We start from the raw sequence: 18,528 nt of genomic DNA, 5'->3' as shown, positions 1-18,528 counted from the left end.
AGCATACGTACAGATTGGTGGTTTCTTCCACTATGCATTTTTAGGGGTTTTTGGTCAATTCTTCCCGAAAATAAAACCCATGCGTGAAAAGACCGCACCTATGACGACAGCTGCCCATATCATCCAGAAGTTGCGCTCTCGGAAGTTGTTTCCTAATTTAGCGCTTGAATCGACATTTACGGTTGCATCTTCAACGCCCTGCGCGTCGAGTGAAAGACCCGAAAAAGTCCGCCCCCGATCGTCGATAACGGCGGAAATTCCGTTGTTGGCGCTGCGGATCAAGGGCAGGCCGTTCTCGACGGCCCGCACCCGCGCCTGCTGAAAGTGCTGGTACGGACCGGGCGTGAGACCGAACCAGGCATCGTTGGTGACGTTGAGAATGGCGCCGGCCTCCGCCCAGTTGCCCGTCATCTCCGCTGGGAAAATGACCTCGTAGCAGATCAGTGGGTAGAGCTTCAGGCCCCCCGGCAGCGTAAGCATCGTCCGGTCGGCGGCCGCGGAAAACCCACCGGGCAGGCTGATGAGATTGTCGAACCCGATCCGCCTCAGGACATCCTCAAACGGAACATATTCGCCGAAGGGCGTCAGGTGGACCTTGTCGGAGGCGGCGACAATCTGCCCCTTGTCGTCGATTACGTAGATCGAGTTGTAGTAGCGGGGTGGACGACCGGCCCCTTGCGTCTCCGACCGGACCGTGCCCGTGACGAGCACTTGCCCTTCCTGCAGCATGTCGGCGATACTCGTGAGGGCATCGGGGTTTTCAGTCAGGATGAAGGGGATAGAGGTCTCCGGCCAGACAATCACGTCGGGTCGTTTACCACCCTGTGCGACGGGCAGGACCGAAAGCTCCAGATGCTTCTTGAAGATCGCCTCGCGATCGTCATTCGCAAGCTTCTTCGCCTGATCGATCGCGGGCTGGACGAGGCGAACCGTCAGTTGCTTGCCGTCGCCCACCTCCGGCATCGACAGCCGATAGCCGCCATAACCGAGGTGGATCAAGAACAGGCCTGCGGCAATCGCCAGGCCGGGCAACGCCCCCTTGCGCGTACCGAGCAAGGCGGGCGAGGCAAAGACGAGCACCGCGAGCGTGGTCACGCCAAAGAGACCGATGATATGCACAGACTGCATCATCAGCGGGATCGGCATGGCACCGTAGCCGATCGCGTTCCACGGAAAGCCGGTCGCCACGAAACTGCGCAACCATTCGGCAATACCGAAGCCGGCTGCAAGGGCCAGAATACGTCCGAAACCATCGGACCAGAGAAGCCGTGCGACAAAGGTCGCCAAACCGTAAAAGACAGCAAGCACCGCGGGCAAGCCGACGACCGCGAGCGGTAGGGCCCAGGCAAACTCGTCAGCCTCCAGGAGCAGCGCGTGGCCGAGCCACCAGAGTCCGGCGACGAAATAGCCGAAGCCGAAGAGCCAGCCGACAAGGAAGGCGGATCGCAAGCCGAGAGACGTGCCGATCTGCGGATGACTGGCTGTCCCGTCGAGAAGCCACACGAGCAGCGTAAAGGCAATGAAGAGAGCCGCGAGAAAGCCGTATGGTGGCAGGGCGAGCGCTCCGATCGCACCGGCGAACAGCGCCAGCGCTGCCCTCCTCACCCCCCAGAACAGCATGATTCTCCCCGCCAGCCGCTCCATGCGTCTTCCTTTCCCCTGTCACGAATCAACCCGCCGCAGTCTCCCAAAATTCGGCAGGTTTGTCGCGCAGAGGGCGGGAAAGGAGGCGTTCAGCGGGCCGGGTCGGACTCGACCGACCGGGTTGGAGACGCCGAAGGGACAGATGATGACGTCTGGATCTCCGACGCGATATCGGCACTGACGGCAGCAGAGCGCTGTGGCCGCCGCTTGCGCGTGACCCGCACGCGTTTGACGCGACGCGGGTCGGCATCAAGGATGTGGAACGTGAACCCCGCAAGTATCTCGACGACCTCGCCGCGCGCAGGAATGCGCCCGAGAGCGTAGAAAATCAGGCCGCCCAGGGTATCGACATCCTCACTCTGTTCCCGAACGTCGAAATCAGGACCGATGACGCCCGCGATCTCTTCGAGTTCAACCCGCGCATCGGCTACGAAGACATCCTCGGAGAGAAGAACAACCTTGGCATCATCCTCGTCATCGTGCTCGTCCTCGATGTCGCCGACCACCATCTCGAGGATGTCCTCGTGCGAGACGAGGCCATCGGTACCGCCGTATTCGTCGATGACGAGCGCCATCTGCGTGCGCGCCGCCCGCATGCGGTTCAGGAGGTCGGAGGCAAGCATGGAGGGCGGCACGAAGAGGACCGGCCTCACGATCCCGGCGTCGATCACGGTCTTGGAAAGATCGACGGAGCCGAGATCGAGCGCAGCTGCGCCGGCACCATTCTTTGCCAGCCTGGTCAGATAGGAAAGAAGATCGCGGATATGGACCATTCCGCGCGGGTCATCGAGAGTTTCGTGGTAGACCGGCATGCGCGAGCGTCCCGATTCCTCGAAGATCGCCATCAGTTCGCCGAGGGTAGTGTTCTGATCGACCGCCTCGATGTCAACGCGGGGGATCATCACGTCTTCCACGCGCACCTCGCGGAAACGCAGGATATTGTGGAGCATCGCCCGCTCTTCGGGGGAGAAAGCCTCGTTCGTACCGGAATCCGCCAGAAGCGCGTCAGTCAGGTCTTCCCGCAGGTTCGTCGCGTGCAGTGGCCGGAGAATGCGGGCCGCGCGCGCCCAGAAGGACGTCGGCGCCCTGCCCGTACTCTCGGGCTTTATAGGACTCCCGCCCTCATCAGAGGCGCCGTCTCCGTCTGCCGTGTCGACGGTCGTTCTTGCTGTAAAATCGCTCATTATTCCATACTGTCAGATCGGGTCTTGCCCCGCATAGGGATCAGATAGGCCAAGTGAGGCCAAAATGCGAGTCTCGAGCCCTTCCATAATCTCGGCCTCGCCCGCATCCATGTGATCGTAGCCGAACAGATGCAGGAAGCCATGCACGAGCAGATGGGTCAGGTGTTCTTCGAGAGTCTTCGAGAGTTCGTCGGCTTCGCGAAGCACTGTCTGCCTGGCGATCACGATATCCCCAAGCATCGGCCCTGGCATCCCCCCGGGAACAAGGGGAAATGCGGGAAAAGAGAGGACATTGGTCGGTTTGTCCTGATTTCGCCACTCCGCGTTGATCTCGCGGATCGCCGCATCGTCGGTGAAGACCAGTGACACTTCCGGGATCATGTCGGGAAAAGGCTGTCCCTCGTTGCCGGCGAGATAGTCAGCCGCTGCACCGAGAACTCTCTCGCATAAAGCCTGCAACGCAGGCTCCGGCGGCCAGCCATCGTCCTCGATGGAGATTTGTATATCGAGTTCCTGCATTCTCTTTAAGCCGCGCTCGTGTCGTGATCCCGAAGTCCGCTGCGGCACGATATTGCCGATCTAGCCGCGAACGCCAGAGGCTTCACACTAGCGGTCGGTTTGCTCACTTTCGTCCTGCACCGCGTATTGGGTGTCATAGGCCTGCACGATCCGGCCCACAAGCGGATGCCGGACAACGTCGACGTCCTTGAAGCGGACGATGGAAATCCCCTCGACACTCCGCAGGATCTGCAGGGCTTCGACGAGACCCGATTTTACACCGCGCGGCAAGTCGACCTGGCTCGGGTCGCCTGTGATGATCATCCGGGCGTTTTCGCCGAGACGCGTCAGGAACATCTTCATTTGCATCGAGGTCGTATTCTGAGCCTCGTCCAGAATGACGGCTGCGTTCGACAGCGTCCGTCCGCGCATGAAGGCGAGCGGCGCGATCTCAATAACGCCGGCCGTGATTGCCCGCTCGACCTTGTCGCCGGGGATCATATCGTAAAGCGCGTCATAAAGCGGGCGCAGATAGGGATCCACCTTCTCTTTCATGTCACCCGGCAGAAAGCCCAACCGCTCTCCCGCTTCGACAGCAGGGCGCGAAAGAATGATGCGGTCCACCAAGCCACGTTCCAGCAGCTGCGCCGCGTGGGCGACCGCGAGATAGGTCTTGCCGGTGCCCGCGGGGCCGACGCCGAAAACGAGCTCGGAGCGTTCGAGCGCCCGCATGTAGGCGTCCTGCGTCGGGGTGCGCGCGGCGATCGTCTTCTTGCGCGTCGCGATCTGCGACATTGTGAGTTTCGCCTTGCGTTCGAGCGTGGGCAGCGTCAGTTGGTCGTCGGTCGCGACTGCCATCCGGATCGCCCCTTCGACATCGGAACTCTCGACACTTCCGCCACTCTGGAGCCGTGCATAGAGGAAATCCAGCGCACGGCGTGCCTGATTGGTCGCCTGCACATCACCGGAAATCGCGACGGAATTGCCGCGGGCTCTGGCGTCGATGTGCAATCGTTCCTCGAGAAGCTTGAGGTTCTGGTCGAATTGCCCGAAGAGTTCGCTGGCGAAGCGGTTGTTCTCGAACGTCAAGATGAAATGATTGGCGTCGGTCGCAGCAGCCCGTGAGTGGCGCGAGGGTGAAGAAACCATTTCCTGTTCGTTCAAGCGGGTCAGACTCCCTTGAGGATGAGTATCGAGCCCTCACTTTAACTCTATGCCACCTCGGCAAACAAGCTGTTTGGGCCGGTTCCGGTGATTCGTACCCTTATAGTGTCACCGATCTCCACGTCTTTTGCATCAACATTCACGGACTGCAGCCACGGCGACCTGCCGATGAGTTGCCCGGGAAGCCGTCCCGGCTTTTCGAGGAGAAGGTCGATCGTTTTACCGACGCAGGATCGGGCGAATGCATGTTGCTGGCTGAGCAGCAGTTCCTGCAGCCGCGCAAGCCGTTCGGCCTTCACCTCATCCGGTACGTGATCCGGCATGTCGGCGCCCGGGGTGCCCGGTCGCGAAGAATACTTGAAGGAGAATGCCTGGGCGTATCCAACGGTTTCCACGAGCCGCAGGGTGGCCTGGAAATCCTCCTCCGTCTCGCCCGGGAAGCCGACGATGAAGTCGCCTGAGAGGGCGATGTCCGGGCGTGCCGCACGGATACGCTCGACGAGGGCGATGTAGTCGGCGGCCTTGTGACGTCGATTCATCGCCTTCAGGATCCGGTCCGACCCGGACTGCACCGGCAGGTGCAGATAAGGCATCAGCATGTCGAGGTCGCGATGCGCCTCGATCAGTCGGTCATCCATGTCGCGCGGATGGCTGGTCGTATACCGCAGGCGCTTGAGCGCTGGAATTTCGGAAAGGCGATAAAGGAGGTCGCCGAGCCCCAGTCGCTCGCCGTTCTCTCCCTCGGCATGCCAGGCATTGACGTTCTGCCCGAGCAAGGTGAGCTCCCGAACGCCGGCCGAAACGAGTTTTTCGGCCTCGCGTACAATTTGTTCTATCGGGCGAGATATCTCGGACCCGCGCGTGTAGGGTACGACACAGAAGGTGCAGAATTTGTCGCATCCCTCCTGGACAGTCAGGAAGGCAGTGACGTTGCGCCGAGCCGACACTGCCCTCGACTGGTCCGGCAGATGTTCGAACTTGTCTTCGACCGCGTACTCCGTGTCGACGACCGAACGGCCTGAACGGGCACGCTTCAGCGCCTCCGGAAGCCGATGATAGGTCTGTGGCCCGATCACGACATCGACGGACGGCACGCGTCGAATGATCTCCTCGCCTTCGGCCTGAGCGACGCAGCCGGTGACGCCGATCATGAATTCACGGCCTTCGGCCTGCCTCTCGTTCTTCATGTCGCGAAGACGACCGAGCGCCGAATAAACCTTTTCAGCGGCCTTCTCGCGAATATGGCAGGTGTTGAGGAGAACGAGATCGGCCTCCTGCATGTCCTCGGTCGCCACATAGCCTTCGCCGGCCAGCGCCTCGGACATACGACCGGAGTCGTAGACGTTCATCTGGCAGCCGTAGGTCTTGATGAAGACCTTCCGGGACGGGCCCGGCTCGCCGAGTTTTGTTTCCGTTGATACTATGCTGTCCTGGTTCATGGCCGCTATTTAGTGGCTTTCGATGCCTGTTGAAACCCTAAAATACATTCAGACGGGATGCCGCCCGCGCAGGTGATCAAGCAGCATCGTTCGGATACGGCCCTCGACAACTGCACTCAGTTGCTTCCGCTTGTCGCCCTCACGATACTCGGCCGTCTCGCCAAAGCTTACATCGACGTCGAGCGCCCCCGCCTTCAGTACACCGATCAGATGCGGCAGTAGCGGAACGTCTCCGGGCCATCCCGCAAGCGGACGATGGAACCGCCCCATGGGCAGGCCATAGACACGTGTATAGGCGATCGCGACCGGCTGCACATAAACGACGCCCTGCGGGGCGAGCGGAAGGGCCGCCGCGGCAGCGCCGAACAGCGAACTCTTCACCTCGAGAAGCCGGTTTCCGTCGGAAGTCGTGCCCTCGGGAAAGAGCACGACGATCTCCCCATCGGCCATGCGCTCCGCGATCTCGTTGACCTGGTCGCCCGTGCGGCGCTTTTCTTCCCGCACCACGAAAACGCTTTTCTGCAACCGCGCGAGCAGGCCGAAGACCGGCCACGTCTTCACCTCGTTCTTGGCAATGAAGACGACGTCGGCAAGGGCACCGAGCACCAGTATGTCCTTCCACGAGGCATGGTTCGCCGCGATCAGCAAGGGCCTGCGGCTGTCGAGGCGGCCGTGGACGTGAATGCGAATGCCGAGCATCCGACAGGCGATGCGATGCCACAGACGCGGCAGCCGGCGGCGGATCCTCCAGTCAAACGCGAGACCTGCCAGCTGGACCGGCGCGAGCAGAAGAGTCGAGACCACGATGACGAGGAGGAGGAAACCTATTCGCAGGGACGTGATCAATGCTGCTTCTCCTGAAGCCGAACCATTGCGTCAGTTGTCGTCCTTCTTGAGCGGTACGCCGTACAGTTCGAGGCGATGATCCACGAGACGGAAACCGTATTCGCGGGCAATACGTTCCTGGAGCGCCTCGATCTCGGGGGAATGGAACTCGATCACCCTGCCGGTCTTGAGATCGATCAGGTGATCGTGATGTTCTTCGGGAACCGTTTCATAGCGCGAGCGGCCATCACGGAAGTCATGGCGTGCGATGATCCCTGCATCCTCGAACAGCTTCACTGTACGGTAGACGGTCGAGATCGAGATCCGCGAGTCCACTGCTGAGGAACGCCGGTAGAGTTCCTCGACATCCGGATGGTCGTCGGACTCTTCCAGAATCCGGGCGATGACACGCCGCTGCTCCGTCATGCGCATGCCGCGCTCGACACAAAGATCTTGAAGCGATTTGACGGGTTCGCTCATGGCAGCATGCAAGTCCGGCGTTCAACGGTAATGCAAGGCAACTATCGGAGATCACGCCGCATGACAAGCGCGGAGGACCGACGACCTTGCTCGTCGGCGTAATAGGCGGGCCGTTCGCCAGCCTTCTGAAAGCCGAGCTTGTTGTAGAGCCCGAGTGCGGCGGCATTGCCGTCGTCCACTTCAAGGAACATCGTCTCGCCGCCGCGGGCACGTGCTTCCCGGATTGCCGCCTGCATCAGCCGCCAGCCGAGGCCGTGACGCCCTAGCTTCTCGTTGACGGCGATCGTCAGGATTTCAGCTTCTCCTGCAGTCTCGCGCGCCAGTACGAAGCCCGCAAGCGGCGGCTTGAAAATCAGGGTGTTCGTCTGCCATGTCACGAAACCGAACGTGTGCGGCTGCAGAAGCAGGCTCAGAAATTCGCCGTCTCCCCAAGGCCGCGCGAAGCGTTGGCCGTGGAGGACGGACACCGCGGCACAATGCTCGCGCGTCATTTCGACGATTTCGAATTCGGGCTTGCGGGTAAAATAGGCTTCGCGCATCAGGTTGTCACACTCGTGCAATTGCAAATCCGGCCTGCGGCTTCGCGTCCGGCCCACGGAGATAAAGAGGCTTCGGCTTTCCTGCCGGATCACCTACCGCGCCTAGCTTGGCAACGATCGCGATCGGGAAATGATCGGGCAGCGTCTCGGCGTCGTCACCCGCCAGCAACGGAGCAGCCGAGCCCGTCACATGGGCGCCAAGGCTTTCGGCGAGATCGCGCGCGTCTTCTACGCTGCCGACTATCGCCTGACTAATGGCCCGAGCCTGGTCGAAGGCCTGGATGTAGATTTCGTCGCGCTTGGCATCGATCGCCGCGACGACGGGAGCGTTGCCCGCCTCCGCCGACGCCAGCACCGCGAGCGTCGATACGCCCACGGCCGGAATTCCGAGCGCGAGCGCCAGACCGCGAGCGGCAGCGACACCGACGCGGATACCGGTGAAGGATCCAGGACCGACAGTCACGGCGATGCGCTCGACGGCCTCGAGGGAAAGGCCGGCTTCGGCCAGCGCCGCATCGATCTTTTCCATGAGCTTTTCAGCGTGCCCGCGACCGATGGTCTCCGTCGCCTGGCCGAGCACCGCACCCCTGTCGCTATCGTAGACGGCGGCCGAGCAATCCACGCCCGCCGTATCGATTGCCAGAACGATCATGCATCACCCCCAAATGCCGCGCGGTGTCAGACCGCTTCGACTTCCTGGACTTCGGGGACGAAGTGCCTGAGGAGGTTCTGCACGCCATGCTTCAGCGTCGCGGTCGATGACGGGCATCCCGAGCATGCGCCCTTCATGTTCAGGTAGACCTTGCCGTTCTTGAAGCCGCGGAAAGTAATGTCGCCGCCATCCTGGGCGACCGCCGGACGAACCCGCGTTTCGAGAAGCTCCTTGATCGTAGCCACGATCGTCTCGTCGCCGGCATCGAAGAATTCCTCGCCATCCGTTTCGGCGCCGGCCGCGGCAGACGCCGCCATGACCTTCGCACCGCTCATGAAGTGTTCCATGATCGTGCCGAGGATCGCCGGCTTCAGATGCTGCCATTCCGGACCGTCCTTGGTGACGGTGATGAAATCGTAGCCGAAAAAGACGCCGGTCACGCCCGGGATATCGAAGAGACGGACGGCGAGCGGCGACGCAACCGCGCTCTCAGCATCGCGGAATTCGGCCGTCCCTGTCTCCATGACGACCTTGCCGGGAAGGAATTTCAGTGTCGCCGGATTCGGCGTGGCTTCGGTCTGGATGAACATTGTTTCCTCCTAACGGCCAGCGACCGCCATCGAGTTTTAGAATTCTTCAAAATGAAATAGGGCCATTCGCCTTCGTCTTCAAGCACGAATGGTACTGCCGCGATTTATCCCCGGCTCAGCAGAGGGCGTCGATTTCCTCGTCGGTCAAGGAATCCGGAAGAACGGTGACCGGAATCGGGAAGGCCGCGCCGCGACCGGCGATCATCGAGACCAGAGGTCCGGGCCCTTCCTTGGTCGAACCGGCGGCGAGGACGAGGATTGCGATATCCCTGTCTTCCTCGATGACGGCATTGATCTGCGCGGCGGGACTTCCCTCGCGGATGACGATTTCCGGCTCTGTTCCGATGGATTCCCGGACGGTCTGCGCAGCCTTGGCCATCGTCGCCTCGGCCTCTTCACGCGCCTCCGCCCGCATGATCTCCTCGACACCGAGCCATTGCTGGAAGTCGCCTTCGGGAATGATGTAGAGCAGGACGAGACCGCCGTTGGAATTTTTCGCGCGACGGCCGGCATAACGGAGCGCCCGGTAGCATTCCGGCGTATTGTCGATGACGGCCAGAAATTTTCGCCGATGCCCCTCAAGACCTGACAGGCGCTTCGAAACCATGTCCATCCCCGCCGCCGGACTGTGTTGATCCGCCCGCGGACAGGTTCCGGCCGACCTGCCCGGTTGGCCGCGACCTTACTGCACGAAACCGATAATGTCGCGGACTTCCTTCATCGTCTTTTCAGCCCGGGCGCCTGCGCGGGCACCACCGTCGCGAAGGACGCTGTCGATATAGCCCGGATCGCCCATGAGGCGGCGCATTTCCCCATTGACGGGTGCGAGAACCTCGACGGCGAGATCGACGAGGGCGGGCTTGAAGACCGAGAACTGCTGGCCGCCGAAATCCTTCAGCACGTCCGCCTTCGAACGGTCGGAAAGTGCCGCGAAGATGCCGACGAGGTTGTCGGCTTCCGGCCGGCCCTTCAACCCCTCGACTTCGCTCGGCAGCGCGTCGGGATCCGTCTTGGCCTTGCGGATCTTCTTGGAAATGGTTTCGGCGTCATCCAGCAGGTTGATGCGCGAGAGGTCGGAGGGATCCGACTTCGACATCTTCTTGGTGCCGTCCTTGAGGCTCATGACGCGCGGCGCCGGACCCTCGATCATCGGCTCCACCATCGGGAAATAGGCATGGACCGGCTCGTCGCCCACCAGGATGTCGGTCCCGAGGCCAGCCGCGCGAATTTTCTGCATGAAGTCCATGTTGAACTTCATCGCGATGTCGCGGGTAAGCTCGAGATGCTGCTTCTGATCGTCGCCGACGGGAACATGGGTCGCGCGATAGACGAGGATGTCGGCCGCCATCAGGCTCGGATAGGCGAGCAGTCCGAGGGAGGCGTTTTCGCGGTCCTTCCCTGCCTTGTCCTTGAACTGCGTCATGCGGTTCATCCAGCCGATGCGCGCGACGCAGTTGAAGATCCAGGCGAGTTCGGCGTGCTGGGGGACCTGCGACTGGTTGAAGACGATGTGCTGCTTGGGATCGATGCCGGCAGCGATGAAAGCCGCCGTGATCGAGCGAATCTGGCCCGGCAGGTCGTCGTGGACGAGCTGGGCGGTGATCGCATGAAGATCGACGACGCAGTAAATGCAATCGTGGCTTTCCTGAAGTGCGACGAACTTGCGGATCGCACCCAGATAATTGCCGAGATGGAGATTGCCGGTCGGCTGAACACCCGAGAAAACCAGCTGCTTGAATTCGCCCATAATCGTCCTCACAGGCTTGTGGAGGGCCCGGCCTCGCTATTGAAACTCGCTCGCGCTTATGCACGCGGCCCGAGCGACAATCAAGGGGCGGGTTCGATCAGGTCCCAGCGATTTCCGTAGAGGTCCGCGAAGACGGCGACTGTCCCATAGACCTCGCGTCGAGGCTCTTCGAGGAACTGGACGCCATTTGCAAGAAAGGTCGCGTGGTCACGTGCGAAGTCATCGGTCTCCAGGAAGAACCCGACCCGGCCGCCTGTCTGGTTTCCAATCGCCTGCGTCTGTGCTTCGCCGTCTGTCCGGGCGAGCAGCAGGGCGGCACCGGCCGCTCCTTTCGGCGCGACGACGAGCCAGCGCTTGTCCCCCTCCAAACTGCTGTCGGCAAGGCACTCGAAGCCGAGGACATCGCAATAGAAGGCTTTGGCGCGGTCGTAATCATCGACCACCAGCGTGACGCTGGCGAGACGACGCCGGGGAGCGGAAGCGGTCATTGCTCGCCATCCGAAGATAAGCTTTCGGACGATCGGGCGGAACTCCGAGTGCCGCGCTGGAGATTGCGCCGTATCATGCCGAGATCGGCCCCACCGATCGCGAAGGCGAGGCCAAAATAGACGACCATTGCAACGGTAATCAGTGCGCCGAGCGCCGCAACCTGCGTCAGAAGTTGTGTTTCTGGCTGCAGCCAGCCGCTCCAGCGCTCGGAGAGATAAACGAGCACGCCGGCCATGACCGCGGAGGCGACGACGAGTCGCGCCGCCCTTTTCGCGAGCGCCCATTCCCAGACGAGATCACCGCGGCGAAGAAGCGTCGTAAACAGGAGGCAGGTGTTGACCCAGCCCGCCGCGGCTTCGGCCGTGGCAATCCCGCGCTCGGCGATGAAGGGGAAGAGAGAGATGGCAAGCGCTGAGTTGATGACGACCGAAACCCCGGTGAACCGCATGGGCGTGCGCGTGTCCTCCCGCGCATAGAAACCCGGCTGCAGGGCTTTGATCAGGACGAAGCCGGGCAACCCGAGGCCGTAGATCGCGAGGATCGAAGCGACGACCGCCGTGTTCTGTTCGGTGAAGGCACCTCGCTCATAGAGCACCCGGATGATCTCATCGGAGAGAACCCAGAGCGCGGCGGCCGCGGGAAGGGTGAGGAACAGCACGAATTCGATCGACCGGTTCTGGATACTGGCCGCTTCCTTCGCGTAGCCGGCCTTCAGTGCCCTGGCGAGCTCCGGAAGCAAGACGACGCCGACCGCCACGCCGACGACGCCAAGCGGAAGCTGGTAGATTCGGTCGGCATACTGGAGGGCGGCGATGGCGCCTTCCTTCCCGGAGGCAATCGCCTGGCCGATGATCTGGTTGATCTGGGTGATGCCGCCCGTCACCGCCGCCGGAATGGCGAGCACCAGAAGCCGTTTGACGTTGGGCGTGAAGCGCGGAAACCGCAATCCGATGGAAATACCCGCGTGACGCACGCCGCCGTAGACGACCGCCAACTGCAGGACACCGGCGGCGAGCACCGACCAGGAGAGATACCATGCAGTCAGCGCGGGCTCCGCGCCCGAATAAAGGGCATAGAACAGCGCACCGATCATCACGACGTTGAGGAAGATCGGTGCAACCGCCGCCGCGAAGAAGTGATGCAGGGAATTCAGCATGCCGCTCATCATCGCCGTCAGCGACATCGACATGAGATATGGAAACATCACCGCCGCAAGCCTGACGGTAATCGACAGCTTCTCCGGATCGTCGGCAAACCCCGGCGCGATGATCCACGAGACGAGAAGCGGCATGGCGAGCTCCATGCCGATCGTCAGGATCATGAGGACGGTGAACAGAACGCCGAAGACCTCCTCGGAGAAGCGCTTGGCGCCCTCCACGCCGTTCGCCTCGATCTCCTTGGCGAACAGCGGCACGAAGGCTGCATTGAAGGCACCTTCGGCGAAAAGCCGACGGAAGAGGTTCGGAAAGCGGAATGCGGCATAGAAGACGTCGGCCATCGGCCCCGTGCCGAGCGCGGCGGCCATCAGTGTCTCGCGTGCGAAGCCGAAGACGCGGCTGCCCAGTGTTGCGCCGCCGACGGTGGCAAACTTCCTGACGAGCCCCATGCTCAGGCCCTGACCTTCTTCTGCGCGACCGGCCCCTTCTGCACCTGCTGCGCGATGATGCCGGACGGCATGTTGTCACGGAATTCGTCGGCCTGTCCGGCCATCACCGTCTTCAGGCGCGCAATGATACTCGCCTGGCGGTTCTCGTTGGTGACCTTCTGCCCGATGAGGTCAGTGACGTAGAAGGTGTCGATCACTTTCTCTCCGAAGGTGGTGATGCGAGCGGACTGAATGTCGAGAGACAGGTCGGAGAGCACCGCCGTCACCTCGGCGAGCAGACCTATGCGGTCGAGGCATTCGACTTCGACGACCGTGAACTTGTTCGACAGCGTGTTCGAGATTGTCACATGCGGCTGCACCGGGAAGGTCTTGTTGCCCTTCTTGCCCTTGCTGCGGGTGGCGATGACTTCCGGTAGGCGCTTGCGGCCCGAGAGAACGTCCTCGATCATCTTGCTGATCGTCGCGCCCCGTCGCATTTCGTCCTCGTCGATCGGGAACTCACGATTGACCAGGATGGTGTCCAAAGCGCGGCCGTCCGAGGTCGTATAGATCTGGGCATCGGCGATATTCGCGCCTGCCGCAGCACATGCCCCTGCGATAACCGAAAGGAGCCGCGGATGGTCGGGGGCGAGCACCGTAATCTCGGTGATCGCATGGAAGGAATGGGTCCGGACCATGGTCGCGAGCCCCTTTTCCGCACTGTCCGCGTCCCGGATGAAGTGGGCGTGCCGCACCTGATCTTCCAGCGGCACGGTGAGCAAATACGGCTCGTAGTGCAGCTTGGTGTACATCGCGCGATCCTTGTCGCTCCAGTCGCCGAGCGCCTTGCTGAGTTGCTCGGCGGCATATTTGGCGCGGTCCTTGCGCGATACCTCCGAAAACCCACCGGACAGGAGCAATTCAGTCTCATAGTAAAGGGTTCGCAGCAACTGGCCCTTCCAGCCGTTCCACACACCGGGGCCGACTGCACGAATATCGCAGATCGTGAGGATCAGGAGCATCTTGAGTCGGTCGAGCGACTGCACTTTCTCGGCGAAATCGCTGATCGTCTTGCGGTCGTGCATATCACGGGTCTGTGCGACCATCGACATGGTGAGGTGCTCGTCGATGAGCCACGCCACGAGTTCCGTCTGCTTCGGGCTGAGACCGAGGCGCGGGCAGAGCTTGCGCGCGACCCGGGCGCCGGCGACGGAATGATCCTCCTGCCGTCCCTTGGCGATGTCGTGAAGGAGGACAGCGACATAGAGCGAGTCCCGATCCTCGACGCCTGGCATGAGAGTTGCGGCGAGCGGATGGATGTCCTCGGCCTTCCCTTCATCGATCTCTGACAGGACCTCGACAGACCGGATCAGGTGCTCATCGACGGTATAGTGATGATACATGTTGAACTGCATCATCGAGACGATCTTGCCGAACTCTGGAATGAAGCGTCCGAGCACGCCCGACTCGTTCATCCGCCGCAGGATCTGCCCGGGCTGGCGCCGTGCGGTGAGCATCGAGAGGAACAGCCGGTTTGCTTCCTCGTTCTCGCGGAAGTCGTTGTCGATCAGCGACAGCGACCGGGTCACGATCTTCAGCGCATCGGGATGGAACTCGAGCCCGTTGATATCCGCAACATGGAAGAAGCGCATGATCGAAATGGGGTCGCGCTTGAAAACGTCCTTATCCGCCAGCGCGATCCGGCCCCTGTCCTCGATGAACTCGATGGTACCGGGAATCTTGCGGGGGCGATTGGCGAAGCGGCCGAGCATGGCCGTCAGTACGGGTGCAGCCTTCGCCTGCTGCTCCTCGAGCGTCGCGCAGAAGATGCGGGTCAGGTCGCCGACATCCTTGGCGACAAGGAAATAGTGCTTCATGAAGCGTTCGACAGCGGAGAGACCCGGCCGCGGCTGGTATCCGAGGCTGCGGGCAATTTCCGGCTGCAGGTCGAAGGAGAGCCGTTCCTCCGGCTTGCCGGTCAGGAAATGCATGTGGCAGCGCACCGCCCAGAGAAAGTCGTCGGCCTTCTGGAAAAGCCGCAGTTCTTGCCGCGAAAGAACGCCGAGCTTGACGAGTTCGCCGGCGTCACGGACGTGGTACTTGTACTTGGCAATCCAGAAGAGTGTCTGCAGGTCGCGCAGACCTCCCTTGCCTTCCTTGACGTTCGGCTCGACGAGATAGCGGCTGTCACCTGATTTGCGGTGCCGCTCATCGCGTTCGGCAAGTTTGGCGGCGATGAATTCCGGAGCCGTGTCGCGGGTCACGTCATGATCGAAACGCTGGTGCAGTTCCCGCACCAGTTCTTCCCGGCCGCAGACGTAACGGGTCTCGAGGATCGCGGTGCGGATCGTCATGTCCGTCTTCGACAGACGGATGCACTCTTCGATCGTGCGGGTCGCATGTCCGACCTTGAAGCCCATGTCCCAGAGAAGATAGAGCACGAACTCGACCGCCTTGTGCATGTCGGGCGTGAATTTCGCCGGCAGCACGAAAAGGAGGTCGATATCCGACCCCGGCGCGAGCGTGCCACGTCCGTAACCGCCGACGGCCGAGACGGCGATCTTCGCCGCATCACGATAGATCTGAGTTGCGGCACAGTCGAAGATGATGGTGATAATCCGGTCCTGCAGCCAGGAAAGCCGCTGCGCGCAGCGAATGCCGCTGCCATCGGCAAAGAGCTGCGCCTTCACCCTCTCCCGCCCTTGCGTGCTTGCAGCCCGCAAGATCGGCAGGAGCGCCGAGCGCATCTCCAACAGTTTCCCGCTATTGGCACGGACCGCCTGCCCGCATTCTTCAGTGAGGGCGGCGACATCGAGGATTTCGCTGAGATCGAGATCGGGCGTGGTCATGGCAGTCGTCAGGCTTTCCCCGGCAGGTCCGCCGCAAGGCTTTCCGGCAATAGATGGTGAGCTGGGCGCAACAGCGCTATAGCGCTTTTCCGGCACCCTTCACAGGCATTTTAACGATCAAGACTTGCCAAGTTGTTTCTTGAGTTCGTAGAGCGCATCGAGTGCCGCGCGCGGTGTCATGTCGTCGAGGTCGAGCACACGCACCGCCTCCTCCACCTTCGAAGGTCCTGATCTCAGCGCCGTTTCCCGCCGCACCGCCACCTGGAACAGCGGCAGATCGTCGATCAGCTGGCTCGCCGGGTTCTTGCGATCGGCATCCTCGAGGCGGGTGAGCACGTCCCGCGCCCGCGCCACGACAGAAGCCGGCAGGCCCGCAAGCCGTGCGACCTGAATGCCATAGGAGCGATCGGCGGCGCCGGGCCCCACCTCATGCAGGAAGATGACATCTCCATCCCATTCCTTGACGCGCATGGTGACGTTGGAGAGCCTGTCGAGTTTCTCGGAAAGCGCCGTCAACTCGTGGAAATGGGTGGCGAACAGCGCCCGACAACGATTGACTTCATGCAGATGCTCGACCGCCGCCCAGGCGATCGAAAGCCCGTCGAAGGTCGCCGTTCCGCGCCCGATTTCATCGAGGATCACAAGCGAACGGTCGCCGGCCTGGTTGAGGATCGCCGCCGTCTCGACCATCTCGACCATGAAGGTCGAGCGCCCGCGTGCAAGGTCGTCCGAGGCGCCGACGCGGGAGAACAGACGGTCGACGACGCCGATATGGGCGGAACCCGCTGGCACGAACGAGCCCATCTGCGCCATGATGGCAATCAGCGCGTTCTGGCGCAAGAAGGTCGACTTACCGCCCATGTTCGGGCCGGTGAGGAGCCAGATCGCACCGTTCGTGCCGCTGCCGGTCGGCGACAGATCGCAGTTGTTGGCGATAAACGGGCTGAGTGCCTGTCTTCTCAATGCCTGCTCGACCACCGGATGGCGGCCTGCGGTGATCGCGAACATGCGACTGTCGTCGACGATCGGGCGGCAATAGCCCTGCTCCTCGGCGAGCGCTGCAAGCCCTGCTGCCACATCGAGCACCGCAAGTGCCCGCGCCGCCGCCTTGATCGGTTCGGCGGCCGCGACGATCTCTGCTGTCATGCGATCGAAGGCCTGCAGCTCGATTTCCAGGGCCTGACCGGCGGCATTGGCGATCCGGCTTTCGAGATCGGCGAGCTCGGTCGTGGTGAAGCGCATGGCACTCGCCATCGTCTGCCGATGGATGAAGCGCGACCGCGCCGCGTCGCTGTCGGTCATGGCGCCGGCATTGCCGGCGGAGACCTCGATGAAGTAGCCGAGCACATTGTTGTGCTTGATCTTCAGCGACCTGATGCCGGTCTCTTCCGCGTACTGGAGCTGGAGCCCGGCGATCACCCTCCGCGACTGGTCACGCAACGCCCGGACCTCGTCGAGCTCGGCAATCGCTCCTTCGCGCAGGAAGCCGCCGTCGCGTTTCAGCAGCGGCAGGTCGTCAGCGAGCATGGCCGCAAGCAAGCCTTCGAGCGAAGCCGGCAGAAGAACGAGATCCTCGTAGGCTCCTTCGAGTTCCGCCGGCAGGTCCTGTTTCGAAAGCAGGCTTGCCACATCACGTGCAACCTCAAGGCCATGACGGACCGCGCCCAGATCGCGCGGCCCGCCACGATCGAGAGCCAGGCGGGAGAGCGCGCGAGGCATGTCCGGCACGCGCTTCGAGGCATCGCGCAGGCGGTCGGCGAGCGTTGTCTCGGCAAGCAGAAAGGCGATGGAATCCTGTCGTTCGGCGATCTCCTGCGGATCGGTGAGCGGCGACATCAGCCGCTCGGCGAGCAGACGGGCACCGCCGCCGGTGACGGTCCGGTCGATCGCCTTCAGCAGCGAACCGTTGCGGTCACCGGAAAGCGTCTTCACGAGTTCCAGGTTGGCGCGAGTCGCGGGATCGATGAAGAGGGTCGACGCGGCACTCTGGCGCTCCGGCAGTCCGAGCGGCGGCCGCTCCGCAATCTGCGTCTTCTCGACATAGGCGACGGCGGCGGCCGCCGCCGCCAGCTCGGCGCGCGTGAAGGAACCGAAGCCGTCGAGCGTGCCGACGCCGAAGAAGCGCGCCAGCCGGTTTTCGGCGGTCGCACTGTCGAAGAGCACTGCCGGCTGCGGCACGGCTACCCGACCGAGCACGTCGAAAACGGGCTTCAGCTCGGGATCGAAAAAGATGCTGTCGGGCACGATCAGTTCGCGCGGATCGATCCGGAGGATGTCAGCGAGCAGACGCGCCTCCTCCGTCTCTGCGAGCTGGAAAACGCCGGTCGATATGTCGATCCAGGCCAAGGCCAGTTGCGGCGACGCGCCGCCGCGGATGCGGGAAAGCGCCATCAGGTAGTTCGACTCGGACGGCGAAAGCAGCTTCTCTTCAGTCAGCGTGCCCGGCGTAACGAGCCGGACGACGTCGCGGCGGACGACCGACTTCGCCCCACGCTTCTTCGCTTCGGCCGGATCCTCGACCTGTTCGCAGACTGCGACCCGGAAGCCGAGAGAGATCAGTTTCTGCAGGTAGTCGTCCGCGGCATGTACCGGAACGCCGCACATGGGGATTTCCTGACCCATGTGCTGGCCGCGCTTCGTCAACGTGATTCCGAGCGCCCGCGAGGCGTCCACCGCGTCTTCGAAGAAGAGCTCGTAGAAATCGCCCATGCGGTAGAAAAGCAGCGAATCGGGGTTGTTCGCCTTGATCTCGATATACTGCTCCATCATCGGCGTTGCCGATGCACGGCTCTCCTCCGAGACAAGCTCGGCAGCATTCAGGACCTCGGTCGAGGGGGCTCTGT

At 62.2% G+C, this 18,528-nt stretch carries 16 protein-coding genes; all 16 read right to left on the bottom strand.

Going from position 1 to position 18,528, the window contains the following annotated elements:
• Positions 1-54 precede the first annotated feature (54 nt).
• Entirely contained in the window at positions 55-1,644 is a 1,590-nt protein-coding gene (lnt, locus tag EUU22_RS17885) for an apolipoprotein N-acyltransferase (protein ID WP_129333346.1), read from the bottom strand.
• An 89-nt stretch (positions 1,645-1,733) separates the two neighbouring features.
• Positions 1,734-2,828, bottom strand: coding sequence for a hemolysin family protein (locus EUU22_RS17880; protein ID WP_129333345.1), 1,095 nt, complete (start codon positions 2,826-2,828; stop codon positions 1,734-1,736).
• A 12-nt stretch (positions 2,829-2,840) separates the two neighbouring features.
• Positions 2,841-3,347: an rRNA maturation RNase YbeY gene (gene ybeY, locus EUU22_RS17875; RefSeq protein WP_129333344.1), complete on the bottom strand. Its 507-nt coding sequence runs from the start codon at positions 3,345-3,347 to the stop codon at positions 2,841-2,843.
• Positions 3,348-3,434: 87 nt separating this feature from the next.
• A complete protein-coding gene (locus EUU22_RS17870) occupies positions 3,435-4,490 on the bottom strand; it encodes a PhoH family protein (protein WP_129333343.1) in 1,056 nt (351 codons plus the stop codon).
• Positions 4,491-4,537: 47 nt separating this feature from the next.
• Positions 4,538-5,929 (bottom strand): tRNA (N6-isopentenyl adenosine(37)-C2)-methylthiotransferase MiaB, encoded by a 1,392-nt coding sequence (gene miaB, locus EUU22_RS17865; protein WP_129333342.1) that lies wholly within the window; start codon positions 5,927-5,929, stop codon positions 4,538-4,540.
• Positions 5,930-5,977: 48 nt separating this feature from the next.
• Positions 5,978-6,775, bottom strand: coding sequence for a lyso-ornithine lipid O-acyltransferase (olsA, locus tag EUU22_RS17860; RefSeq protein WP_129333341.1), 798 nt, complete (start codon positions 6,773-6,775; stop codon positions 5,978-5,980).
• 30 nt (positions 6,776-6,805) lie between these two features.
• Positions 6,806-7,234 (bottom strand): Fur family transcriptional regulator, encoded by a 429-nt coding sequence (locus tag EUU22_RS17855; RefSeq protein ID WP_129333340.1) that lies wholly within the window; start codon positions 7,232-7,234, stop codon positions 6,806-6,808.
• A gap of 41 nt (positions 7,235-7,275) precedes the next feature.
• Positions 7,276-7,773, bottom strand: a complete 498-nt coding sequence (locus tag EUU22_RS17850) for a GNAT family N-acetyltransferase (RefSeq protein WP_129333339.1) — start codon at positions 7,771-7,773, stop codon at positions 7,276-7,278.
• 7 nt (positions 7,774-7,780) lie between these two features.
• On the bottom strand, positions 7,781-8,425 hold the full coding sequence (gene tsaB / locus EUU22_RS17845) for a tRNA (adenosine(37)-N6)-threonylcarbamoyltransferase complex dimerization subunit type 1 TsaB (protein ID WP_129333338.1): 645 nt from the start codon (positions 8,423-8,425) through the stop codon (positions 7,781-7,783).
• Between the two features lie 26 nt (positions 8,426-8,451).
• Entirely contained in the window at positions 8,452-9,015 is a 564-nt protein-coding gene (locus EUU22_RS17840; protein ID WP_129333337.1) for a NifU family protein, read from the bottom strand.
• Positions 9,016-9,130: 115 nt separating this feature from the next.
• The gene (locus tag EUU22_RS17835) at positions 9,131-9,622 is read right to left on the bottom strand and encodes a universal stress protein (RefSeq protein ID WP_129333336.1); all 492 of its coding nucleotides are present in this window, start codon (positions 9,620-9,622) and stop codon (positions 9,131-9,133) included.
• Between the two features lie 75 nt (positions 9,623-9,697).
• On the bottom strand, positions 9,698-10,762 hold the full coding sequence (trpS, locus tag EUU22_RS17830) for a tryptophan--tRNA ligase (protein ID WP_129333335.1): 1,065 nt from the start codon (positions 10,760-10,762) through the stop codon (positions 9,698-9,700).
• An 80-nt stretch (positions 10,763-10,842) separates the two neighbouring features.
• Positions 10,843-11,250, bottom strand: a complete 408-nt coding sequence (locus EUU22_RS17825; RefSeq protein WP_129333334.1) for a VOC family protein — start codon at positions 11,248-11,250, stop codon at positions 10,843-10,845.
• Entirely contained in the window at positions 11,247-12,857 is a 1,611-nt protein-coding gene (gene murJ / locus EUU22_RS17820; protein ID WP_129333333.1) for a murein biosynthesis integral membrane protein MurJ, read from the bottom strand. Before murJ ends, EUU22_RS17825 begins: the two co-directional genes overlap by 4 nt.
• A gap of 2 nt (positions 12,858-12,859) precedes the next feature.
• A complete protein-coding gene (locus tag EUU22_RS17815; protein ID WP_129333332.1) occupies positions 12,860-15,685 on the bottom strand; it encodes a [protein-PII] uridylyltransferase in 2,826 nt (941 codons plus the stop codon).
• A gap of 117 nt (positions 15,686-15,802) precedes the next feature.
• Positions 15,803-18,454: a DNA mismatch repair protein MutS gene (mutS, locus tag EUU22_RS17810; protein ID WP_165351229.1), complete on the bottom strand. Its 2,652-nt coding sequence runs from the start codon at positions 18,452-18,454 to the stop codon at positions 15,803-15,805.
• Between the last annotated feature and the right edge of the window lie 74 nt (positions 18,455-18,528).

This window comes from Ciceribacter ferrooxidans, from assembly GCF_004137355.1.
Taxonomy (GTDB): domain Bacteria; phylum Pseudomonadota; class Alphaproteobacteria; order Rhizobiales; family Rhizobiaceae; genus Allorhizobium; species Allorhizobium ferrooxidans.
The sequence above is the reverse complement of the archived record's forward strand: the minus strand, read 5'-3'. Positions and strand labels throughout refer to the sequence as shown.